Here is a 22,973-nt window from a genome sequence, read left to right on the forward strand (position 1 = left end):
ATCTCAGCGCAGCAGCGGCAGGCCGAAGCCGTGCGCCTGCACGCGGTCGCAGACGCGCCCAAAGGCCCCCGGATCGGCCACAAAATCCAGCTCGTCGCCCGGCACGCGCAGCACCGGGCAGGCATCAAAGGCGCTGATCCAGGCGTCATACAGACGGTTGAGGCCCGCCAGGTAAGCGCCCGGGATGTCCTGCTCGTAGCTGCGTCCGCGCAGGGCGATCCGGCGGCGCAGGGTGGGCAGGCTGGCGTCGATGTGGATCAGCAGGTCCGGCACGCGCAGGGCGGGCAAAATCCCCTCGTACAACCCGCAGTAGGTGGCCCAGTCGCGCGCCTCCATCTGGCCGCTTTCATACAGATTGCGGGCAAAGATGCTGGCGTCCTCGAACACCGTTCGGTCCTGAATGACGTAGCGCGCCCCGGTCACCAGATTCAGGTGCTGTTCCAGGCGGCGCGACAGGAAATAGATCTGCGAGTGGAACGAGTAGCGCCGCATATCGCGGTAAAAGTCTTCCAGATACGGATTGTCGGCGTAGGGTTCGTAGACGGGCCGCAGGCCGTAGCGCTCGGAAAGCATGCGCGTCAGCGTGCTTTTCCCGCTGCCGATGTTGCCGGAGACGGCCAGGTACATCAGCGCCCTCCCCGTGCCAGATCCACCATTGCCGGGCGCATCAGTCCGCCGCCTGCCCCGCCGTCAGCGCCGTATGCACGCGGGCCAGGATCAGTTCCTCGTGTGCGGGGTTGCCCACGAAGTCCAGATCACCGGCCTGCACGGTCAGCAGCGGGTGGGCGTAGCTGCGAAAATATTCATCGTAGCGGGCGGTCAGGTCGGCCAGGTAGGCGGCCTGCATGTCCTGCTCGAAGGGGCGGCCCCGGCGGGCGATCCGGCGCAGCAGCTCGCCCGTGTCGGCGCGCAGGTAGACCACCAGATCGGGAGTGGGCAGACGCGGCGACAGGTGCGCGTACAGGTCCTCGTACAGCGCAAATTCGGCGTCTTTCAGGTTCATGGCCGCGAAGATGAAATCCTTGGCGAACAGGTAGTCGCTGACCACGTTGCCGCTGAACAGCCCCGGCTGCGCCAGCCCGGAAAGCTGTTTAAAGCGCGACAGCAAAAAGAAGACCTGCACTTGAAAAGCGTAGGCGTCCGGCTGCTCATAAAAGCGGGCCAGGAAGGGGTTTTCCTCCACCACTTCCAGATTCAACTCCGCGCCGTAGCGCGCCGAGAGCCGCCGGGCCAGACTCGTTTTTCCCACCCCGATGGGGCCTTCAATCACCAGGTACATAAACAGGAGGGAGCATAGCGCGGGATGGCGGTCAACGAAGGAGCCGGGCGGGGCTTGACAGACGAGACGCTCTCCTGGGGCATGTCCCAAACACCCGTGGCACCCAGGCCGCAGGACGCCTGGCACATGCGGGGCTGGCCGCTGGCCAGGGCGCTGCTCGTGGCCCCCGCCCAGGTCCTGTTTCCGGTAGGCGTCTTCTCTCACGCGGTTTACGGCAACAAGGAGTGGCTGCGGCTGGATCTGCGAGTGAGCCTGATTCTGGCTGGACCCACTTGGCTTATTGGCCTCACCGAGAATTACAGAGTCAGCCAATTACACTGAAGCGTGCCCCGCAAATCCGCCCGCCTCCCCTTCGAGCTGGCCCTGCAACTGCGGCTGCTGTCGGCAGCGGGAGCAGCGCTGATCTTCACGCTGCTGTGGGCCGGGTTCATCTATCCCAGCCTGATCACCCTGCCCGCCCTGCTGGTGACGCCGGCTCTTTTTCTGCTGCTGGCCGCCGTGGTCAACCCGCAGTTCGTGGAGGCCCGCCCCTGGCTCAGAACTTACCTGCTGCTCAGCGTGGGGCTGGCAGTGGTGTGCTGGGTGTTCATTCTGGTTTGGTTCTAGCGGACGTGAACCCTCACCCGTTGCTGGCGCGGCACCTTCCACTCCTGCGGAATGCGACAGAGGCAAGGACCGCTTTACTCCGTCTCGCATCCGCTCGAATGAACCCGTTTGTGCAAACGCTTGGACCGGAGTCGGTAGCAGCAAGAACGAACAGGACGGGGCCACCCAGCGGCCCGTCTCCCCTGTTCAGTCCTGCCCCAGCGTCTAGCGTCCGTTCTGTTGCAGGGTACGCTTGAGGAGCGTGACCTTCACGTCCACGCTCTTCTTGTTGCGCCACACGCGCAGGCCCACGGTCTGGCCGGGGCGTTTGGTGGCCACCAGCCGGGTCACGTCAAACGAATTCTGCACGCGCACGCCGTCCACCGCCACGATGATGTCGCCCAGCGGGGCCAGCAACTGATCGCTGCTGTTGCGCAGGCTGCCGCGCAGGCCCGCGCGGGCGGCGGCGCTTCCGGCAGGGACGTCCATGACCAGCGCGCCCTCGGAACTGGACAACCCCGCCAACTGGCGCAGGGCCGGGGGCAGGGTGGACAGGTCGATCAGCGTCGCGCCCAGCGTGCCGCGCTGCGGAACCCCGATCTTTTCCAGATCGTCCAGACTCTGCTTGACCACGTCGCCGGGAATGGCGATGCCAATCACGCCGGGCACCAGATTGTTGGGGGCGGCGTTGGCGTCGGCCACGCCCACCACCAGCCCGCGCGAATCCAGGATCGGGCCACCGCTGTTGCCCTGCTGAATGCTGGCGGTGGTCATCAGGTACTCGCCGATTTCCATGCCCAGGTTGTCGTTGCGCGGCACGTTGTCCGCCGTCGCCATCACGCTGAAGATGCCGGTGCTGACGAAGTTGGGAATTTTGAGGGGTGTGCCCATGGCCGTCAGCTTCTGGCCGGGAATCAGGCGGGCGCTGTTGCCAAAAGACAGCGTTTTGGGCGCGGTCACGCCGGTCACGCGCAGGATGGCGATGTCGATGCCAGGATCGACGCCCTCGATCCGGGCCGAGACCTTGCGCCCGTTGTACAGCGTGACGCTCAGCGAGTCCTGAAATTCGATGACATGGTAATTGGTCACGATCAGGTCTTTCTTATAGAAAAACCCGGTGCCGGTCTCGATGGGATCGTCACCGGGCTGCAACTGATCGCGTTGCAGGCGGTTGTCGATCCGCACCACCGCTTGCAGGGCGTTTTGCGTGACCTCCACGGTGTTGATCTCGTCGGGCGTGACCAGCGCGCGCTGGGCGCTGACCCGGCCCGAGACATACGCGCCAGCCACGGCTGCGCTCAGCAGCAGCGCGGCCCCCACAACGTGCGCGGCGTTCACCCCTCGCCGCCACCCTTGCTCTTGCTGGCTCCCTCACTTTTGCTGGCCCGCTCGCTTTTGCTACCCCGCTCGCTTTTGCCAGAGGAGCCGCCCTCAGCTTTGACCGCAGGCTTGCTCTCGCCGCTGCTGCCACCCTCGGATTTCTCGCGGGGGCGCGAGTCGTTGGCGTAAAAGCCGCTGCCCTTAAAGGCGATGCTGGGCCGCGCCAGCACGCGCTTGACCGGCACGCCCGTTTCAGGGTGGGCCGCGTAGGCGTCGTCGCGCATGCTCTGGCGCAACTCGTAAATTTCTCCGGTGTTGGTGTTCTTGTACAGGTAGGTGGGCATGGGCAGGGGTTCCTTGGGGCGGGAAGACGGGACCGGGGGCAGATTGATCAGAACGCTGGGCCAGGTAGGGTTCAGTGCGGAGCGGCCTCTGATACGCGCAGCCGATCAGCTACAGGCAGGTAAGCACAGCCGAGTGAGCACAGGCAGGTAAGCACAGCCGAGTGAGCACAGGCGGGTAAGCACAACCGAGCAAGCACAGCCTAGCAAGCGCAGCCGGGGACGGAAGGGACCTGTCTCACCCCAACCTCCTTACCCCCACCGGCCCCCCCCAGCGTACTCCCTGAGGCATCACAGCATCTTACTCACCAGAGGGAGCGGGGCGGTGTTATGATCTGGCGGCGAACCCTTCATATGCCGGGGCACTCGCAACACAACCGGGCAGCGCAAGGCCCAGCCACAGCAGCGGCTGGGATACGAGGTGGAGGTCAGCGAGCATTCTGCGGATGCCTCCAGGTGTGGGCGACACCTACCCGCCGCGTCTCCCTGAACAGGGGATGCGGGAAGTCCAGAGCGATAACCCCCGTGGCAACGCGGGCATAAGGCCGGACCCGCCACACACAATCAACCAGGCATCTGCGTTTCCCTGACCAGGGAGGCGGGCAGGAGTTCTTATGTGCGGAATCGTGGGTTATATCGGCGGGCGGCAGGCGCAAGGCGTGCTCATCTCGGGCCTCTCCAAGCTGGAATACCGGGGCTACGACAGCGCGGGCGTGGCGATTGGCGACGGCGCATGCATCGCCGTCAAGAAAAAGGCGGGCAAGCTGGCCAACCTGGAGGCCGAGCTGGAGGGCCACCCGATGAGCGGCACGCTGGGCATCGGGCATACCCGCTGGGCCACCCACGGGCTGCCCAACGACACCAACGCGCACCCGCACGCCACCGAGGACGGCAAGATCGTCATCATTCACAACGGCATCATCGAGAATTACCTCAAGCTGAAAGAGGCGCTGATGTCGCGCGGCCACGAGTTCAAGTCCGAGACCGACAGTGAGGTGCTGGCCCACCTGATTGAGGAGGCCTACAGCGGCGACCTCTACGAGGCGGTGCGTGCGGCGCTGGGGCAGGTGCGCGGCGCTTACGGCATCGTGGTCACGCATGTGGACCACCGCGAGATCGTCGCGGCCCGCACGGTCAGCCCCCTGGTGATGGGGGTGGGCGAGGGCGAGATGTTCCTAGCCTCGGACGTGCCCGCGCTGCTGGCCTACACCCGCAAGATGGTCTTCCTGCACGACGGCGACATGGTGGTCATGAGCGACGACGGCTTCCGCGTGACCGATCTGGACGGCAACGAGCAGCAGCGCGAGATCGAACACATCGACTGGGACGCCGAGGCCGCCGAGAAGGGCGGGTTTGACACCTACATGCTCAAGGAAATCTACGAGCAGCCCACCGCCCTGACCAACACGTTAATTGGCCGCCTGCACGACGACACCGGCGAGGTCAATCTGGACATCAACCTCGATCCCTCCTCGTTCAAGCGCATCAGCATCATCGCCTGCGGCACGGCCTTTTATGCCGGGCTGGTGGGCGAGTACCTGATCGAGCAACTGGCGCGCATTCCGGTGGAGGTGGACGTGGCCAGCGAGTACCGCTACCGCGATCCACTGGTCAACGAACACACCCTGGCGATTGTGGTCAGCCAGTCGGGCGAGACGATCGACACCCTCGAAGCCCTGCGCGAGGCCAAGCGGCACGGCGCGAAAACGCTGGGCGTGATCAACGCCAAGGGCAGCAGCATGACCCGCGAGCTGGACGACACGCTGTACATCCACGCCGGGCCGGAAATCGGGGTGGCCAGCACCAAGGCGTACACCTCGATGGTCAGCGCCTTCGTGATGCTGGCCCTGTGGCTGGGCCGGGCGCGCGGCACCCTGAGCGAGGAGCAGGGCGCGGAACTGCTCAAGGCCGCCCGCGAACTGCCCCGGCTGGTGGAGGAAGCCCTGGCACCGGAGCGTGTGGAAGCGATTAAACAGGTGGCCGAGAAGTATCACCAGGCACGCGATTACCTGTTCCTGGGGCGCGGCGTCAACAGCCCCACCGCCTACGAGGGCGCGCTGAAGCTCAAGGAGATCAGCTACATCCACGCCGAGGCATATGCGGCGGGCGAGATGAAGCACGGCCCGATTGCGCTGATCGACGCCAACCTGCCCGTCGCCGTGATCGCCACCGAGAGCCGCCTGCTGGAAAAGACCATCAGCAACGTGCAGGAGGTCCGCGCCCGCGCCGGGAAGGTGATCCTGTTCCTGAGCGACGGCGACACCGAGAACGCCCGCCACGGCGATGACGTGATCTACGTGCCGCGCGCCCACGAGATGGTCAGCCCGGTGGTCAATGCGGTGGCGATGCAGTTGCTGGCCTACTTCACGGCCACGGCGCTGGGCAAGGACGTGGATAAGCCGAGGAACCTGGCGAAAAGTGTGACGGTCGAATAATTTAAGAAATTTTACGAGGAATGAGGGGCGGTAGAGTGGCTTCGCACGGACGCGCGGGGCCGTTCTCCTTCGCTTCTGCGCTGGCCCGTTCCTTCGGCGGAAGGCTGCATGCTGCCGCCATCTCAGCTCCCAGACCTCTGATCGCCTGAGCAGGGTCTTTGCTCCCACACTACGGAGTTGCTCCTCTCGAATGCCGGTCAGCTCTGGCCTCTGGAGGGGCCACGGAAGGTTTCATCAGATGCCTTACACTGCCGCGTGAGTTCCCGCCCCCGCCCCTTCATGCCGCCCCGCCAGGTGAGCTGGCTGATCGCGCTGATCCCGGTGTTTCCGCCACTTTATCTGGCGGCCCTGGGCGCGCTGGGCCACCTGCGGACACTACCGCTGGCCGCGCGTCAGGTGCTGTTCTTCTTCGCCAGCACCCAACTGATCGCCGCGCTGTTCACCCCCCGTCCACTGCTGTCGCTGGGCCTGGCGGCAATCCGCACCCTGTTGATCCTGGCGATGATCGCGGCGGGGGTCTACCTGCGCGCGAGCCGCAATCTGAGCCCGCTGCTGTGGGGGCAACTGGCGATCTTTGTGACGGCGTGGGGCTACACCCTGACCACGCAGGGGCTGGCCGGCGTTCAGGAGCGGCTGGGCCACCCGTACTACTACGTGGTCTCGCTGGGGCTGGTGGCGGTGGTGGCGCTGTGGATCACGGTGTTCTGGCGGGCTGGCGGGTGGTGGCGCTGGCCCGCCGGGGGACTGGCGCTGGCCACCCTGCTGGCGGCGGGGAGCCGGGGACCGCTGCTGGCGCTGGGGGTGGGCAGCCTGGCCGCGCTGGCCTTTGCGGGCCGGGGGCGGCGCTGGTGGGCGCTGCTGCCCGGCGCGCTGGTGCTGGGCCTGGCCGCGCTGACCACCACGCTCGACATTCCTTTCAAACCCATCGAACGCCTGCTCAACGACCAGACCAGTGGGCGCGAATACATCTGGCGCGACGCCGCGCAGGGCTGGCAGACCTCGCCGCTGGGCGGTGTCGGGCCGTACCAGGGCGGCCCCTACCTGACGTACCTGTTCAAGGACGGCTGCCAGCTCACGCCTACCCTGGCCCGCAACGACATCGCCTGCCCCGAGGGGCTGGGCCGCTGGTCGAGCGTGTGGCTGATCGCCCACAACGCCTGGCTGCACTGGCTGCTGGAAACCGGCGTCATCGGGACCCTGGGACTGGTGGCCGTGATGGGGTACGCGTTATGGCGGGCAGCGCTGCTGGGTGACGCGCTGACCACCGCCGTCCTGTACGGTTTCACGGCCATGAACGTGGTGGATGTGGTGATCGCGCTGCCCAGCCAGCATTTCGCAGAGTTGTGGTGGGCGGCGGTGGGACTTAGCCTGCTGCCGCGCCCCGTCCCGGAGCCAGCCGGAGCCAGCGCCATAGCCCGGTCAGGACAAGCAGCGCCGCCAGTGTAGCCCCGCCCGTCTGCGCCCCGTAATCCGGGTTAGCGATGAGAACCACCACCTGCGGGAGATAGAGAAAAGCGCAGTCCTGCCCAGCTTCAGCGTGGCCAGATTCCCCTTTCTCCGCCGACATCCGCTTCAGACAGTCCACTTCCACGGTCAAGGACTGGGTTTTCGGTTGCCCTAACACTGAGACAGCGGGCGAGACTGCATGTGAGCTGTCGCCGCTCTGAACGTCCAGCACCTCGCCCCCGCCGCGCGTGGTCACGCGGAAGGGCTGTGATGCGTAGATCAACAGACTGGCACTCAGCACCTCGCCCTGGCCCGGCGTCCAGGACAACTCGAACGCTTTCTCCGGGAGCCGCCGCACGAAACTGGTGCCGTCGAAGAACAGCGGACCAGCGCCGGTGATCTTCAGCGGACTGTCGGGGGCGTCCAGCCACCAGCGCTGCGCCCCCAGCCCCGCGTCCTGCCGGGCCGTGACCCCCTGACTGGGAAGCTGGCCCAGCCGGGTCCAGTACTGACTGAGCGGCGCAGCACACGGCTGAGCCTGACAGCGGTACTCCAGCGTGAAGCGGTGCGCGCCCGCAGAGACGAACGCCCCGGTCACGACATTGGGAATGAACTGGCCTGCCGGAAAGGTCGTCTGGTCCAGCACGCGTCCGTTCAACTTCAGGATCCCGGTCACGTCGCTGGAGGGAGAATAGAGCTGGTATTCCAACTGGACAAACTGTTTGCTGCGGGCCGTGAAATCAACGGTGCTGAAGGGCGCGGTGGGCGTGCGAAAAAAATTCACGCCGTCGAAGCGCGGTGCCGAGAGACCCGCCAGGCTCACGTTCGGCGGCACTGCCGTCCTCAGGTCAGACCGCTGAAAACTCGAGGCTTCAGCCACGGACAGATGCGGCGAGCAGTTGTGGGCGCAGGCGGTCCCAGCGCTCGGTGTTCAGGCTCACGTCCCCCGGCAGGGTGACGTCTGCCGAGGCCCGCGTGCCTTCCTGCACCCCAGGCCTGCGCCGCCGCGCCAGCTCGTAGACGCTCTTGCGACCGGTGACGATATGCAGCACTGCATCCTCAATTTCGCAGGCATGGCGCACGGCCAGCGCAACCTCAGGCGCGATGATGTCCACGTAATCCTGCCCGGTAAACACGTCGCTGTAGGCCACCGGATACTGGAACTCGCGCGGGCGAAAGCTGGTGCGAATGATCAGGTGCCTTGCGGCGGCGCGGGCCGCTTCCTCGGCCACCAGCTTGCTCAGGGCGTAGAAGTTGACAGGCGGGCCGGGCGTGTCGTCCTCGCGGTAGTTGCCGGACTCGCCGCTGAACACGTAATCGGTGCTGATCTGGACCAGCTTCGCGCCCGCCGCGTTGGCCGCCCGCACCATGTGGCGGGTCCCCCCGACATTCACCGCCCAGCACCGCTCCCGCTGCCGCTCTGCGCCGCCCACATCGGTGTAGGCCGCCGCGTGAATGATCACGCCGGGGCGTTCGCGGCGGACCACTTCCCGGACCTGCGCGCCGTCGGTGATGTCCAGTTCCGCCGAGCTGGGGGCCACGACCTCGGCCCCCAGGTCCGGCAGCAGGGCGCGCAGTTCGGTTCCCAGCCGCCCTCCACCCCCGGTCAGCAGAACCTTCACCCCCGGTCCTCGGCCCACAGTTCGGCCCCGAAAAAGTCCCAGGGCAGGCGGCCCTCGTTGGGGTCTGTCAGGTTAAATTGTGCGTCCATCGTGTACAGCAGCGTCGCACCTTCCGGCCCCGCCTGATACCCGTGCGCCACGCCACTGGGGATATGCACCAGCGTGGGCTGCTCGCCGCTCAGCACCAGCTTGCGCTTCACCCCCAGGGTTGCGCCGCCCTCACGGCAGTCGACCAGCCAGACCACCAGTTGCCCGCTCAACACGCACCACAGCTCGTTCTGCTCGCCCTTGACGTGAATATGAAAGGCGTTGACACGCGCAGCAGCGGCCCACGACACGCTGATCTGGTGCGGGGTGAGCGGGCCGGGCAACCCCTGCACACCCGCCTCGTCCAGGCGCAGGTATTCCATGAACGCGCCGTTCTCGCTGCGGTTCTTTTTCAGGGCGTGGACCCACACCCCATCGATCTGCGGCGCAGCCGGGTAGCTCTCGAAAGTCAGGGCGGCGGCGTAATCGGGGGCCAGCGGAATGCGGAGGTCTGGTGTGGTCATGCGTGGTGGGTTTCCTTGCTGATCTTGAGAAGATACTGACCGTACCGGTTCTTGGCGAGTTTGTGCGCCTGCTCCAGCAGCATCTCGGTGCTGATCCAGCCGCTGCGCCACGCGGTCTCCTCGGGCGAGGCCACCTTGAGGCCCTGACGGTGTTCGATGGTCTGGATAAAGGAACTGGCTTCCAGCAGGCTCTCGTGCGTGCCGGTGTCCAGCCAGGCAAAGCCCCGGCGCATCAGTTGCACGTCCAGCAGCCCCGAGTTCAGGTAGTGGGTGTTCACGTCCGTGATCTCCAGTTCGCCGCGCGCCGAGGGCTGAATCCCCTTGACCACTTCCACAATGTTCTGGTCGTAAAAATACAGACCCGTGACGGCGAAGTCCGATCTGGGCCGGGCGGGTTTTTCCTCAATAGACAAGGCACGGCCCGTTTCGTCGAAGTCCACCACGCCGTAACGTTCGGGATCGCTGACCTGGTAGGCGAACACGGTCGCCCCCTCGGTCTTTTGCCCGGCGGCGTTCATCAGGTCCGACAGATCATTGCCGTAAAAGATATTGTCTCCCAGGATCAGCGCACTGTCGTGGCCGCACACGAAGTCCTCGCCGATCAGGAAGGCTTGGGCCAGTCCCTCGGGCTTGAGCTGCACGGCGTACTCCAGCGTCAGGCCCCACTGCGAGCCGTCGCCCAGCAGTTGCTGAAAACGGGGGGTGTCCTCGGGCGTGGAGATCACCAGAATCTCGCGCATGCCGCCCAGCATCAGGGTGGTCAGCGGGTAATAGATCATCGGCTTGTCATAGACGGGGAGCAATTGCTTGCTAACCGCCAGCGTCGCCGGATACAGCCGCGTGCCGCTGCCCCCGGCCAGGATGATGCCCCGACGATTGGAGGGAGGTGCGGTCACTGCCGCGCCCCGGCCAGCCGCTCGGCGTACTGCTTTTCGTAGTACTCGCGGAATTCGCCGCTACGGATCGGCTCCCACCACGCGCGGTTCGCGGCGTACCATTTCGCGGCCTCAGCCACCGCTTCTTTCGGATCGTATTTGGGCTGCCAGCCCAGACTTTTCAGCTTATCCACGTTCATGCTGTAGCGCCGATCATGGCCGGGCCGGTCAGTGACGTGCCGGACCAGATCGTGCGACTTGCCCAGCGTGTCCAGCACGATGTCCACCATCTCCAGATTGGTCATCTCGCGCCCGGTGCCGACGTTGTAGACCTCACCGATCTCGCCCCGCAGCAGCACAGTCTCGATTCCGGTGCAGTGGTCATGCACGTGGGCGTAGTCGCGCATCTGGAGACCGTCGCCGTAGACCGGAATAGCCTCGTCCAGAATGGCGTTGGTGGAGAACAGCGGCACCGCCTTTTCGGGGTACTGGTACGGCCCCACGTTGTTGGCCCCGCGCGTGATGGTCACGGGCAGACCGTAGGTGATGGCATACGCCTGCACCAGTTGATCGGCGGCGGCTTTGCTGGCAGCGTATGGGCTGCGCGGCGCGAGTTCGTCGGTTTCCACGCTCTGATGATCGTCGCGGATATGCCCATATACCTCGTCGGTGCTGATGTGGTGCAGGCGGATACCCAGTTCGCGGGCCACTTCCAGCAGCACGTGGGTGCCGCGTACGTTGGTGTCGGTAAAGATTAGCGGCCCCAGAATGCTCTGGTCCACATGGGTTTCGGCGGCAAAATTGACGATCAGGTTCACACCTTCCCGCTGGCAGGTGGCCCGCACCAGGGCTTGATCGCCGATGTCGCCCACCACCAGTTTCAGGCGGGGGTCTGCCCACAGGTCCGCCAGATTTTCCTTGCGGCCCGCGTAGGTCAGCTTATCAAAGACCACTATGCGGCTGCCCGGGTGCTGAGACAACCAGTAGCGCACGAAGTTGCTGCCGATGAAGCCGCAGCCCCCGGTGACGAGTAAAGTCATTTCATCATTCATTTCTTCTCCTTCTAATCCCAATGGTAACTGTGCATGCTCAGTTTCTTTTTCAGAGGCAGAGGCAACAGGTGGTGGCGTTTGCCCAGTTGAAAGGCACTGAACTTGGCCGCCGCCTCCGCGATCACCAGCGGAATGAGGTCGGCCCGCCGGTGCCGCAGCACGTACCGCAGTTGTTCGCGTACAAAGCGCAGGCCCTCGCCCCCCACCTTTGCCCCGGCCAGCTCCGGCCCCGCCCCCGCAAAAAAGGCCCCGACATCGAAGTTGCGGCGGAACTGCTGGGCCAGGGTGTAATCGTGCGAGTGGACCACCTGCGCCCCCGCCACATATTCGATGGCGTGCCCGGCGCGCAGCAATTTGGCCGCCAGGGTCATGTCCTCGTTCATGATGATGTGTTCCGGGAAACCGCCCACTTCCCAGAACACGTCTGCGCACACCGCCGAACAGACATTCGAGAAGAAGAACGCCTTGACGCCCAGTTCGGGTATATCGGCCTCGGTACGCCGCCTGCTGTGGCTTGGATAGTTAAAGTACCGCGAGAACTGTTCCAGCAACGACGCCTCTGGCCGGGGCAATTGTCGGGCAAAGGTTGCCACGGCCTGACCGGACACGATGGGCGCGGTCAAGGCTTCCAGCCAGCGGTCATCGGCGGGAATGGCGTCCTGGGTCATGAAGACCAGAATCTGCGCGCCCTGTTCGGTAGCTAAGCGTGCGCCTAAATTGCGGGTGCCGCCGTGGTCAAAGGTGTTGCGATCAATTGCTCTTACGCCAAAACCACATCCCTGCCACAGCTCAGGGCTGCCATCCTGAGACACAGAATCAAGAATGAAAACCTGTTGAGAAGACAGATGCCGCTGCCTGAAACTGGACGCCAACTTGGAAACGTAGCGAGACGCATTTAGGGCTGGGACAATCACTGCCAATGCAGGAGACGTCATATCAAGCCCACCCAGGCCAGATTGCGGAGCGTACCAACCTTAAAAAACCGTTCTCGCACAATGGTTTGACGTCGCTGCCAGTAATTCATATCTGGCAACTGTGCGTAGCGTGCGGCTTGGGCCGCGTGACGCGATGTTGGAAAATTCTCAGCGAAAACCGCCGCCTGTGCGGCGGTTAAATTCAGACTTGTTTGCATTTCTCCGAACATACTTAACTTTGAAGCGATATAGCGGGCGTCGAAGCGTTTTGCGCCAACCGCATTGTTGTTGTGCTGGCGGTACAAAATGGTTGCCTCAGGAATCCAAATGATTTTCCCAAAAGAGCAAGCAACTAAGGCTAGCCACCAATCATGCATGATGGCCTCCCGTGGAATAGGCATAGATTTGTTTATTAGAGCACGGTTAACAAGCATAGAGCATCCAGTAACTACATTTTGCGTCAAGATTAAGTTGAACTGATCTCCCCATTCAGGATTGAGGTGTTGATAGTTCCAAAACGATTTATCCATTAAGTTTCCATGGGCATCTATGACACATAGATCACTATGGGCCAGCAAAGGCATGTCATTACCATATACGCTCTCGTAAAAATGCATCGCTTTCAAAAGACATGCAATCTTGTCTGGAAGCCAGATATCGTCTTGATCGGAACAAAGTACATAATCTGCTTCAGAATTCTCTAGTAGAAATGAAAAATTCTGACTCGCTCCGCCAAGAGAGTGGTGTGAAATCACTTTAAATCTCTCCTCTTCCAGTGTGTATTTCTGTAGTATTACCTCGGTGGTGTCACTCGACCCATCGTCATGGCAGAGAATGCCACAGGTAACAGTTTGGGTTAATAGACTTTGAATCTGTTCGTGCAAGTATCTCTCGCCGTTGTATGTCGCCAGCACAATATCAATTTTTTCAGATGTCTCAATCATTTTTTATACCGCCTGTAATTGAAAATTTGTCGATAAAAAATGTTAAAAGCGTAAGAATGGCAAGCTGCGGAACCAAAATATTGAAAACCGCCATCGCAGGCCATGCAACTAAAAGACCATAGAAGCCGCACCACAGTGCATTTTTAGGACGCCCCAAAGCGTTTTTTAAGATATAGGAATATAAATATACGAATAACATCAGACCCACAATGCCTTGATATGTAATAAATTGGAGAAAAGAATTATCTATCAAAAAGCTGGCAATTTTATTTCCTGCTTCTGCTTGATATCTGCCATCTCCGAACAAAATGCTCAGCATTTCACCATTGGAAAGTTTTTGCCAAATATCAGCCCATACCTGTTGCCTTATGTCCAAAGAGGCGGAATTTGATAAATTTAGATTACTTTTTTCAATTATATTTCCAGAAATAGAAATTAGAAAGCCTAGTGCTAGAGATAAAAGTGGTAAAACTAAAAGTATGTTCCTCTTTTTAAGCTGAAGATAGGCTAGAGACGATAGCACGGTGATGATCACTCCAATATAGATATTTCTAGTTAAAGTGCTGTAGGCGCTTACAATAAGTATGATAAAAATTATCATGGCAAAGATATTTTTAGAATTTGTCAATCTGAAATCTATTTTCTGAAGTATTATCCCTAAGCAAAAAATTATAAATATCCCAAAATCAACAGCATTGCTGAACAGGCTATATCCTCTAACTTGATATATACCATTATTCCAAAAAAGCCAACTAAGAACTTTAAATTGACCGTTTGCACTTTCTAAAGGTAAAATTGTGTTCCCGGTAAAATGTTGAGTTATGGCTAAGCTGGCCAATGGGATGGCTATATAAATAAACATTTTTTCAAAATTTTTATTTAACTCAAATCTTTGAGTAAATATTAATATATATAGTAAGATTAAATAAAAATACATCAGAATCCCTTGAATAGAATAGCTTAAATCATATCTTATAGAATTAATAAAAAAAGTTAGAAACGCGTATGCTATAAATATAATTAATGCTGTTTTCAATCCCACGTTAGTATTATCTATCTTAGAAGAGGTTAAAAACAAGGTGAAAAGGTTTATAAGTAGAATTAAACGGGCTAGATTATTTATGTTATAAATATAATCGCCAAATATAAAAATATTGACTTGGGGAACGAGTCCAGTTATTAGTAAAATAGCAAGCATAATTATATTCATATAAAAAACTATTCTTTTTAGATAAGATCCGCGAGAAACTATGAATATGGGGGAGTAATTATTCATTAGCCCTGTCTTGTAAGCTAATTTGTATAAATTTTTCCACTGCTACAGTCCAATTATACTGTTTTACAAATTCACTTCCAGTTTTAGCTAGTTTAAGGCGTAACTGATCATCATTTATAAGTTTCAGGATATTTAAGGCCATACCTTGCCAATCACCAGGCTGCGACAGGAGTGCATACTGTCCACTTTTCGAAAAATCTTCATGACCTGGAATGTTAGTGATAGCAAGAGCGCAGCCGCACTGCATAGCCTCAGTAGGAGCGAGGCCCCACCCCTCTGAATAGCTTCCCGAAACAAAAATGGTAGATTCATTATAGAGTCGCCTCAAAACTTCCTGTGAGGGGAGATGAAAATATGTCATCCATTCTGGCACTTTTCCCTTTGATTTATAAGCTCCAAAAGCAACAAATCTTGCATCAGGGTGATTTTCTCGCACTACTTTACACGATTTTACAATATCCGCGAAACCCTTTAAAGTTGCTTCGTGAAACATTGTTAGAATAGTGTGCTTGAGACGTAATTCTGGAGCAATACTAATATAAAAAGTATTGGCATCAAGCGAATTTGGGAGGTATTCACAATCTGCTCCACAATCAGCTACAATACCTTTCAACCACTTAGAAACGGCTATATTTTTTAGCCCGATTCTGTATGTCGCAAATAACTCCTCTTCCGACGCACTCCAACTTTCATAACCTTGGATTAAATATAAGCCCCCAGCAGTATGACGTTCCGCGAGCGATTTAGTGATTATTGCTGTATCCCACGCTGTTGCAATGTAACAATTTGATATAATACTATCGTCAAGTAAAATTTTATCTTCATCTAACTCTATAAACTTTATTTCATTTGCCACTGGAAACCAAGATAGATTTTTTTTCAATACAATTCGATTGTATGCAAGAAGAAAATCTATTTTGATCCTCCTGACTAGTATTTTGCCCTTCTTCCTTACATGTATAATTGCGACCTTATAGCCAAGCTCGGTCAATCTATTGGAATACTCATATACAATTTTATAACCCCCAATAGGACGCAAGGATATTTGCGGAAGGATGAAAATATAATCAAACATAATTTTTATCTGCTTTAAGTAAGTTATAAGCAATAACTATTAAAATAGCACTCTCTCCCAATACAAGACCCAACACTGGTGCATAATAGCCAATTAATTTTGGGGTCAGAAAATAAATCAACATAGCAAGACAGGTTCCAAATAACACTGCACCACTATACTCTTTCTGTCTCCCAGAAGTTGTCATATAAATCACACCTACGAAAGTGTTTACGGCGGATGCAAATATAAATATAGCAAGAAGACTCAATGCATCCGAGAATTTTACATATATTTGACCGAAGAGAAGTTTCACTATAAATGGACTGCCAATTGCCAAAGCAATGCAGACTAGCAAAAAAAATGGTAAAAAGATTGCGGCATATTTCTTGATTACCTGCACACCCTCGGCATGCGAACGAGACATTGCTAGTGCAGCTTGAGGATAAACAGCTTGATTAACAGCACCATTGATGCTCGCCACCGCTTTAGCCAAGCGGTCCATAACAGCATATCCCCCCACAACAGCCTGACTCTGATAAAGTCCGAGTGCTACTAGACCCATTTGGGTGAAGAAAATACTGTAAAACGTAGGGGTAAAGAAGTGCCAGCCATTTTGGGCCTCTTCTTTTACGCTTGAGAATTTTGGGATCTCGTAACGCCACAACAATTTTTTTGAGAAATAATATAAACAGTATATTGCTCCGGCCAGTTGGGGCAAGATGTTGATCCACAACGCCGCACTCAAGCTCTTCGGACCGGAAACCAGTAAAAATAATAATATAACTGAAACGACACGGCTCGTCACGAGAATTAGTGTAAATTGGGGCATACGTTCAATACCCTGAAAGAACCAAGGGAAATTGAGTGAACCTAGCAGCGCCATTGTCAATACTGAAAGTAAGCTCAATAACTCTACTTGACCACTCGGCAATGCAAAGGCAAGGTAGAAGATACCGACACATGATGCTAGGCACGCGATCAGAAGCCGCAACGAGAGCGACGCGTTAATCAGTTTTCCCAGATAGACATGATCGTCCCTATGAACAGAGACCCTCTGTGTGCCAGTGGTGATATAACCGTAATCAGCGATAACTGTAACGATGATCGATATAGCCTGAACAAGTGAGAAAATACCCAGAACTTCAATTCCAAGGGTTCGGGCCAAATAGGGAAATGAGATCAGTGGAAGAATAAAGCCCGAAGCTTGCAAACCGAGGAGGAGGAGAAAATTTTTAAGTATCTTGGGTTGCTGCATAATTCAATACGCGCCCCGTCCTTTGACCACAACCCGCACCGTCTGAAGCAGCACCACCAGATCAAGCCAGGGGGACCAGTTGGTCACGTAAAACTGATCCATCGCCACGCGCTCATCGTAACTGGTGTCGCTACGTCCGTTGGCCTGCCAGTAGCCGGTCATCCCAGGACGAACCTGTTTGAACGTGGCATAGGCTTCACCATACTTCTCGATTTCGGCCTGTACGATTGGGCGCGGCCCCACCAGACTCATCTCACCGCGCAGCACGTTCAGCAACTGCGGCAACTCGTCCAAACTGGTCCGGCGCAAAAAGGCCCCCACGCGCGTGACTCGGGGATCGTCCTTGAGCTTATGGGTGGCAGCAAATTCGGCCTTCAGGACCGGATCGGCGTCCAGCACCTCCTGCAACTTGGCCTCCGCGTTACTGTGCATGCTGCGGAATTTCAAGCAGTCGAAGGCATGGCCGCCGCTGCCCAGGCGACGGGCACGGTACACGGCGGGGCCAGCACTGTCCAGACGGATCGCCAGCGCGATAGCGCACACGATGGGAGAAATTAATAGCCCCCCCACGCCTGCGCCCAGCAGATCGAAGACGCGCTTGGTCAGGCGGGCGCGGCTGCTTCTGAGGTTGTTGCGGATTTCCAGGCTGGCAATCGTACCGATATTGTGCGTGTGCAGGGCCTGATTGGGCACACCGAACAAATCAGGAATCACCCAGGTCAGTGGAAAAGCGTTATAGATGCTGTTGACCAGCCAGCGCTGAATGTCGGCCCGTGCGCCGGGAATGGAAATCAGGGCCTGCTGGGTTCGCGGCGCAGTCAGGGCCAGCTCAATCGGCCCCAGCACAGGTATCCCCCGAACATGGCGGCCATGCAATTCCGGGTTGTCGTCGTAAGCGTACGCCGGGTTGAGACCGTAGGCGGGATGCTGACACAGATGGGCAATCGCCAGTTCGGCGGTGTGGCCCGCCCCGATCACACTGATCGGACGGCCGTACTGTCCCATGCGGATCAGCAGACTGCGCAGCGCGTAACGCATCAGCAGGGCGACCCCGAGCAGAATGGCCCACAGGACTAGGGCACTGGGTGCCGCCGGAGCAAAACGCTGTATGGCCAGAGCAGAGGCCATCTGGACCCCCACAACCTGAAGGGTCCCCACCACATGCAGCCTCAATTCGGTCTGGGGCGAACGCCCGTATCCGGGATAGAGGCCCTGATACCCCCGCGAGACCAGCCACAGCGCGCCCCACACCAGGGTGTCCGGGAAGTCGATGGACCGCCAGCCCATAGCGCGGGTCAGCGTCAGCGTCAGGGCACAGGCCAGCAGCAGACTCAGGGTGTCGCCCAGAACCAGCGTCAGGCTTTGCGGCACGCTGGACACGGGGGCGGTCCGCTGGCGCTCCGACTGACGGACCGCAGAAGGATTCGGGGACAGGATTCCCACAGGGCCTATCCCTTCAACCTAGGGGCATAATCGTACCCGTAGCTGCGGCTTACCGAGGTGGCCGCCACCTTGTTCAGCACAAACCCCAGGATGTTCAGGTTCCCACCCTGGGCACGGCGCAGGCTGTGCTTGACCGCCTGCAAACTGGTCTTGCCTTCCTCAACCACCAACAGAACATGATCGACATGTTGGCCCAGCACCAGGGCGTCCGCCAGGGCCAGCAGCGGGGGGCTGTCGATCAGCACCAGATCGTAGTTTCTGCCCCACTCGGCCAGGCGTGCGCCCAGGTCGGCGCGGTTGAGCTGCCCCAGGCTGTCGTGCATCCCAGGTCCGGCGGGCAACAGGTGCAGGTTGGGTTCGGCCTCCATGACCTGAACGTTGCCGGGGTCGAGCAGGGCCTCCTGCAAGGTCCGCGCGCCGCCCACGCCCACCAGTTGGGACCACTGATGATCGCGCTCGTATTTGTCCCAGACGTCCTGCTGGGTGCCCCGGCGCATGTCCGCGTCGATGATCAGCACGCGCTTGCCGCTGGTCGCCAGGCCGTCGGCCAGGGTGGCCGTCAGGCTGCTCTTACCCTCACCAGGAACAGTGGAGGTGATCATGACGCTCTGGCCGGGCCGCTCCCCGATGCGGGTCAGCAGATTGACCCGCAAGAAGCCCACGGCCTCGTACAGACCAGCCTCGCGCGCCGCCCGGACGATGCCGCTGAACACGATGTCCCGTCGGCGCAACTGGGGAATGCTGCCCAGGGTGGGCAGACCGAAGGTCAGCAGGTCATCCTCGCTGCGGGCCGTGCGGTCAGTCACTGTCCGCAGGGCCGCGAAGCCCAGTCCCAGCAGCAAGGTCAGCAGCCCGGCCAGCACCGCGTTGCGGGTGGGTTTGGGGGCCACCCGGTCCAGTGGAACGACTGCCGGGGCCACCAATTCCAGAAACCCAGCGGCCCCCTGCGCCTGGATTCCCGCCTGGGCCAGGCTGCGCTGGGCGCTGGCGCGGGCGGCCACCAGGGTCTGGCGCTCCAGGGCGGGCAGGTTGCCCTGGACCAGTTGCCGGTCGATCTCTGCAAGCTGGGCACGTAAGCCCCGCTCGGCCCGCCCGACGCCGGACAGCGCCCGGCCCCGGTCCCAGTTCAGCAGCGCCTGGGCACTCACATTGGTCAAGATGGTGGCGGCCTGCGGGGTGGGCGCCTGGGCCGTGACCGTGTAGATCCCGTTGCCGCCCGGATCAAGGCGGGGCTGCAATTCCACCGTCTTCAGCTTGCGCTTCTGCAACTGTTCTTGCAGGTCACGGGCCAGTTCTCCGCGAATCTCCGGGGCAATCAACGCCTCAGCCTCAATCCGGCGGATAATCTCGCCCAGCACGATGGGACCCTGCAACGCCTCCTGCAAGGCCCCCTGCGGCAGCGGCGACGCGGTGACCAGCGAGTCACCCAGGCTGCCGGTATTGGCGCTGCCCGCCGTCACCAGGCTCGACGACGCCTCATAGACGTCCGGCTGCGCCCGCGACCACAGATATACGCCCGCCGCGACCAGCGCCGTGGCCCCCAGAATCCAGGGCAGGCGACGCCGGACACCCAGCCACAGCGCTCCCAGTTCGATTTCATTGTCCGATTCGGGAGATGGCTCGGGAGGTGCTCGGCGTCTGGGCGGTGCTTCGGGCGGAAAAACGCTCACCCGAGGCGCTCCGGGGAGGGCGTGGGCCGAAAGACCGCCCGGAGGCCACCCGGCGAGACGGACCCGACAGATGCTGCCTCACGGGCACCAGGGAGCGGTTCGGCGCGGGTCAGGCGCGTCACGAACGCTGCCTGGATCGCGCTTGTCCGGATTGACCTGTCTCCGGGAGCGCGGCAAGGAAAAGGAGGACAGAGGAGAACAGAACGGCTCCTGCGGCGCTTGAAGTGGTTATGGCGGCTCTTTGCATAGGGGAACTCCACACGTCCAGGACGGGCGTCGGCACATCTTACGACTTTGGGGGAGGGAGGGAGTAAGGCCCACCCCACCTGTCCAGCCTTGACCAGCCAGAATACTGAGACGGACTCCGTCTATCACGCGCACAACCTGGGAAAGCGCCGGTTTGCACAGGCCACCCCCGGAAGAATGTTCTACTCCCGAGATTCGCAGGCGAGTGTTACGGGGAGAGGGGGCGACCAACTTTTGCAAGTGCCAGCCCTGTACCACGCCGTACTGCGCCACGCCATCGGGCCAGCGCCTCTGCAACTGATCAGCGATGCGGTGCTCAATACGACAGCGCCGATTTGAAGCTGTCGACCAGTTTGTCATAAGCATCGCGTTAAATTCCAGAACATGCAGGAAAGCGCCAGATGTTCTTCCAGACCACGCAACGTGTCTTCTTTGCTTCTCCTTCCAGTCGGGTTGAAGTGAGCGCTTCAACCGCAATTCGTACCAGGCAGCACTCAGCAACCTCAGCAACCCAGCCATTGCCGATCCTCCAGATGCTGTGGTCCTGAAACTTGAAGAACACCGGATCAGCCAACTAGAAAGGGGCGGAGTGCCAGACATGCTCCGCCCCTCCCCTTTGCTTGAAACGCTATTGCAGGCTTTTCACATAGGCGTGGATGGCCTCCACCTGCCCGTCGGTGGCCGTCTCGCCGCCGAAACCCAATTCAGCGAAGCGCGGCATCACCGGGGCCAGGGCGCGGCCCCATTGAATTCGGCGGGTGTCCACGCGGCTGACTCGCCCAGCGCCGGACCGATGCCATCCACCCCCCCAGCGCCGTGGCAGCTCACGCAGTTGCTGGCGTACAGCGACTGACCGTTAATCGGGGCGCTGGCCACTGCCGCCGTCATCTCACCCGCACCTGCGCCGCCGGACATCCGCGCCCTGGTGTGGAAGGAGGTGAAGGCGATCACCCCCGCCAGCACCATGAAGGTCACGGCGGCCCCGATCTCGCGGCGCGAGAAGCCGCGCTCATGACTGATCTCGCTCATCAGTACAGCCTCCCTATCAATACAGCCCCCATCAGTACAGCCTCCAGCCGGGCACGAGTTCAGCGTTGGCAAACAGGCGGGCCAGCACTGGGCCGTACATCATCAGCACCAGCAGCAGCGCCACACCCCATACCCCATAGCGCCAGCAGCGGCTCGGTGAAGCGCACCAGGGCGCTTGAGCCGGCCAGGTCCTGCCCGGCGGGGCTGATGACCTCGCTGTAAGGGATGGGCGTGGTCACCTCACCGTCATCCACACGCTTTGAAAGCAACATGCGGAACAGCACGTAGAAGTACATCACGCCGCCGATAGCGGTTAGCACCTGCGGAATCTGAATCAGCCAGAAGGAGATGCCCATGAAGGTCAGCGTGGTGGCCGTGCCCACGGTGATGTGGAAGTGGCCGGGAATCCAGGCGGTGTTGTGGATGACGGGCGCAAAGGCCGAACTGGCGTTCACCACACCGCCCGCCCCACCCAGGATGAACGAGATCATCGCCAGCACCGGGGCGCTGAAGGTGGGTTTGCCCCAGGGCAGTTTGAACATCCAGCCGAACAGGCCCCGGCCCCCCCGTGCCCGCGCCGCGTCTTCCAGCGAGGCGGCCACGCTGAAGGCGGTCAGCAGGCTGGGAATGGCGATGAGAAAGGTCAGAAACATGTGCATGGTTTTCCAGGTGACCGAGATGTTGGGGTCCGCGTACTGGTGATGCAGCCCGACAGGCGTGGAGTTCAACAGGAACATCACGAAGGTCAGCCGGACCAGCGGTTCGGAGACGATGCGGCCCCCGGCGTGGTTGGGCAGGAAGGCATACCACGCGATGTAAGCGGGCAGCACCCAGAAGTACACGATGGCGTGGCCGGTCCACCAGAACAGCGTCTTGGAGATCAGCGGGTCCACGCCAGCCACCCAGCCCAGCGACCAGGGGATCAGCAGGAAGACCACCTCGGTCACGATGCCCAGTGAGGCCACCGCCCACATCATCCAGGTGGCGACGGACATGAAGGCCACCAGCGGCGTGACGCGGCCCGGATTGGCACGCTTCCAGCGAATCCACATGTTCACGACCTGCCCCACCACCAGCAGGCTCGATCCCACCATGACCGCCGCGCCAATATAGAACAGCGGGCTGCCTTCCATCGGCGGGTAAAAGGTGTACAGCAGCGTGGCGTCGTTGGTCAGCAGCGGCACGGCGGCCACCAGCAGCCCCGCCGTCATCAGGGCGTACGTGAACCACGCGAATTTCATATTGATCCGCATGCCCAGATCCCGCGCGGGCAGGTACAGCAGGAAACCGCTGATAAAGAACTGCGTGAACACCAGCGCGTTCAGCACGCCATGCAGGCTCAGGCCCTGGTAATACGATTTGAGCAGCCCCTTGATAATGGGCGTGTCGTAGACGTTGATACCGCCGTAGTTCAGCGCCTGGAGCGGCCCGATCAGCACGCCGATAAAGAGCGCCAGGAACGCGGTGACGATGTAATACTGCGTGACTTTCTTGAGGCTCGCCAGATACGCCGCGTCCGAGATGACGGGCGTTTCGCGGGCAGCGTGGGGAGAATGGATTGGAGATGTGGTCACAGGTTGAAACTCCTTTGAAGGATGGAGGATAGGCCGTTCAGCGTTCGGACATTTAGACG

22 protein-coding genes are annotated in these 22,973 nt (G+C 59.7%); 4 read left to right on the plus strand and 18 right to left on the minus strand.

Features of this window, described 5'->3' with window-relative positions:
- Positions 1 to 3: 3 nt before the first annotated feature.
- Together Q322_RS0101755 and Q322_RS0101760 are read right to left on the minus strand one after the other, a co-directional pair.
- Positions 4 to 627, minus strand: coding sequence for a deoxynucleoside kinase (locus Q322_RS0101755; protein ID WP_029475335.1), 624 nt, complete (start codon positions 625 to 627; stop codon positions 4 to 6).
- Positions 628 to 667: 40 nt separating this feature from the next.
- Positions 668 to 1,279 carry a deoxynucleoside kinase gene (locus Q322_RS0101760; protein WP_029475337.1) on the minus strand — a complete coding sequence of 204 codons (612 nt, stop codon included), beginning with the start codon at positions 1,277 to 1,279 and terminating at the stop codon, positions 668 to 670.
- A gap of 81 nt (positions 1,280 to 1,360) precedes the next feature.
- On the opposite strand from Q322_RS0101760, the gene Q322_RS0101765 reads away from it, so the two are divergent.
- Positions 1,361 to 1,600: a hypothetical protein gene (locus Q322_RS0101765; protein WP_156952826.1), complete on the plus strand. Its 240-nt coding sequence runs from the start codon at positions 1,361 to 1,363 to the stop codon at positions 1,598 to 1,600.
- A gap of 3 nt (positions 1,601 to 1,603) precedes the next feature.
- Positions 1,604 to 1,885 carry a hypothetical protein gene (locus tag Q322_RS0101770; protein ID WP_029475341.1) on the plus strand — a complete coding sequence of 94 codons (282 nt, stop codon included), beginning with the start codon at positions 1,604 to 1,606 and terminating at the stop codon, positions 1,883 to 1,885.
- Positions 1,886 to 2,089: 204 nt separating this feature from the next.
- Here the strand turns inward: Q322_RS0101770 and Q322_RS0101775 are convergent, their stop codons facing one another.
- Together Q322_RS0101775 and Q322_RS24880 are read right to left on the minus strand one after the other, a co-directional pair.
- Positions 2,090 to 3,202 (minus strand): S1C family serine protease, encoded by a 1,113-nt coding sequence (locus Q322_RS0101775; RefSeq protein ID WP_029475343.1) that lies wholly within the window; start codon positions 3,200 to 3,202, stop codon positions 2,090 to 2,092.
- Positions 3,199 to 3,528: an FmdB family zinc ribbon protein gene (locus Q322_RS24880; RefSeq protein WP_029475345.1), complete on the minus strand. Its 330-nt coding sequence runs from the start codon at positions 3,526 to 3,528 to the stop codon at positions 3,199 to 3,201. The genes Q322_RS0101775 and Q322_RS24880 overlap by 4 nt, the downstream gene beginning before the upstream one ends.
- Positions 3,529 to 4,139: 611 nt before the next feature.
- Here Q322_RS24880 and glmS point away from each other — a divergent pair.
- Together glmS and Q322_RS0101790 are read left to right on the plus strand one after the other, a co-directional pair.
- Positions 4,140 to 5,960 carry a glutamine--fructose-6-phosphate transaminase (isomerizing) gene (gene glmS / locus Q322_RS0101785; RefSeq protein ID WP_029475348.1) on the plus strand — a complete coding sequence of 607 codons (1,821 nt, stop codon included), beginning with the start codon at positions 4,140 to 4,142 and terminating at the stop codon, positions 5,958 to 5,960.
- A gap of 255 nt (positions 5,961 to 6,215) precedes the next feature.
- Positions 6,216 to 7,406, plus strand: coding sequence for an O-antigen ligase family protein (locus Q322_RS0101790; protein WP_245593103.1), 1,191 nt, complete (start codon positions 6,216 to 6,218; stop codon positions 7,404 to 7,406).
- Here the strand turns inward: Q322_RS0101790 and Q322_RS0101795 are convergent.
- The 14 genes from Q322_RS0101795 to Q322_RS20495 form a co-directional block, all read right to left on the minus strand.
- The gene (locus tag Q322_RS0101795; RefSeq protein ID WP_029475352.1) at positions 7,324 to 8,241 is read right to left on the minus strand and encodes a hypothetical protein; all 918 of its coding nucleotides are present in this window, start codon (positions 8,239 to 8,241) and stop codon (positions 7,324 to 7,326) included. The genes Q322_RS0101790 and Q322_RS0101795 overlap by 83 nt on opposite strands.
- A gap of 37 nt (positions 8,242 to 8,278) precedes the next feature.
- Entirely contained in the window at positions 8,279 to 9,028 is a 750-nt protein-coding gene (locus Q322_RS0101800; RefSeq protein WP_029475354.1) for an SDR family oxidoreductase, read from the minus strand.
- Positions 9,025 to 9,579 carry a dTDP-4-dehydrorhamnose 3,5-epimerase family protein gene (locus Q322_RS0101805; RefSeq protein ID WP_051667993.1) on the minus strand — a complete coding sequence of 185 codons (555 nt, stop codon included), beginning with the start codon at positions 9,577 to 9,579 and terminating at the stop codon, positions 9,025 to 9,027. Before Q322_RS0101805 ends, Q322_RS0101800 begins: the two co-directional genes overlap by 4 nt.
- The gene (rfbA, locus tag Q322_RS0101810; RefSeq protein ID WP_029475357.1) at positions 9,576 to 10,475 is read right to left on the minus strand and encodes a glucose-1-phosphate thymidylyltransferase RfbA; all 900 of its coding nucleotides are present in this window, start codon (positions 10,473 to 10,475) and stop codon (positions 9,576 to 9,578) included. The genes Q322_RS0101805 and rfbA overlap by 4 nt, the downstream gene beginning before the upstream one ends.
- Positions 10,472 to 11,506, minus strand: coding sequence for a dTDP-glucose 4,6-dehydratase (gene rfbB, locus Q322_RS0101815; RefSeq protein WP_156952827.1), 1,035 nt, complete (start codon positions 11,504 to 11,506; stop codon positions 10,472 to 10,474). Before rfbB ends, rfbA begins: the two co-directional genes overlap by 4 nt.
- 11 nt (positions 11,507 to 11,517) lie before the next feature.
- On the minus strand, positions 11,518 to 12,441 hold the full coding sequence (locus Q322_RS0101820) for a glycosyltransferase family 2 protein (protein WP_029475361.1): 924 nt from the start codon (positions 12,439 to 12,441) through the stop codon (positions 11,518 to 11,520).
- On the minus strand, positions 12,438 to 13,364 hold the full coding sequence (locus Q322_RS22125; RefSeq protein ID WP_084147721.1) for a glycosyltransferase family 2 protein: 927 nt from the start codon (positions 13,362 to 13,364) through the stop codon (positions 12,438 to 12,440). The genes Q322_RS0101820 and Q322_RS22125 overlap by 4 nt, the downstream gene beginning before the upstream one ends.
- Positions 13,357 to 14,574, minus strand: coding sequence for a hypothetical protein (locus Q322_RS22995; protein WP_156952828.1), 1,218 nt, complete (start codon positions 14,572 to 14,574; stop codon positions 13,357 to 13,359). Before Q322_RS22995 ends, Q322_RS22125 begins: the two co-directional genes overlap by 8 nt.
- A gap of 58 nt (positions 14,575 to 14,632) precedes the next feature.
- Positions 14,633 to 15,715, minus strand: coding sequence for a glycosyltransferase family 4 protein (locus tag Q322_RS22130; RefSeq protein WP_084147723.1), 1,083 nt, complete (start codon positions 15,713 to 15,715; stop codon positions 14,633 to 14,635).
- On the minus strand, positions 15,708 to 16,952 hold the full coding sequence (locus Q322_RS22135; RefSeq protein WP_084147725.1) for an oligosaccharide flippase family protein: 1,245 nt from the start codon (positions 16,950 to 16,952) through the stop codon (positions 15,708 to 15,710). The genes Q322_RS22130 and Q322_RS22135 overlap by 8 nt, the downstream gene beginning before the upstream one ends.
- A gap of 3 nt (positions 16,953 to 16,955) precedes the next feature.
- The gene (gene wbaP, locus Q322_RS0101825; protein ID WP_245593104.1) at positions 16,956 to 18,332 is read right to left on the minus strand and encodes an undecaprenyl-phosphate galactose phosphotransferase WbaP; all 1,377 of its coding nucleotides are present in this window, start codon (positions 18,330 to 18,332) and stop codon (positions 16,956 to 16,958) included.
- Positions 18,333 to 18,400: 68 nt separating this feature from the next.
- Positions 18,401 to 20,065: an AAA family ATPase gene (locus tag Q322_RS0101830; RefSeq protein ID WP_084147727.1), complete on the minus strand. Its 1,665-nt coding sequence runs from the start codon at positions 20,063 to 20,065 to the stop codon at positions 18,401 to 18,403.
- Positions 20,066 to 21,031: 966 nt separating this feature from the next.
- A complete protein-coding gene (locus Q322_RS0101840) occupies positions 21,032 to 21,340 on the minus strand; it encodes a c-type cytochrome (protein ID WP_029475366.1) in 309 nt (102 codons plus the stop codon).
- Between the two features lie 59 nt (positions 21,341 to 21,399).
- Positions 21,400 to 22,914 carry a cbb3-type cytochrome c oxidase subunit I gene (locus Q322_RS20495; protein WP_245593105.1) on the minus strand — a complete coding sequence of 505 codons (1,515 nt, stop codon included), beginning with the start codon at positions 22,912 to 22,914 and terminating at the stop codon, positions 21,400 to 21,402.
- Between the last annotated feature and the right edge of the window lie 59 nt (positions 22,915 to 22,973).

The organism is Deinococcus frigens DSM 12807 (assembly GCF_000701425.1).
GTDB classification, from domain to species: domain Bacteria; phylum Deinococcota; class Deinococci; order Deinococcales; family Deinococcaceae; genus Deinococcus; species Deinococcus frigens.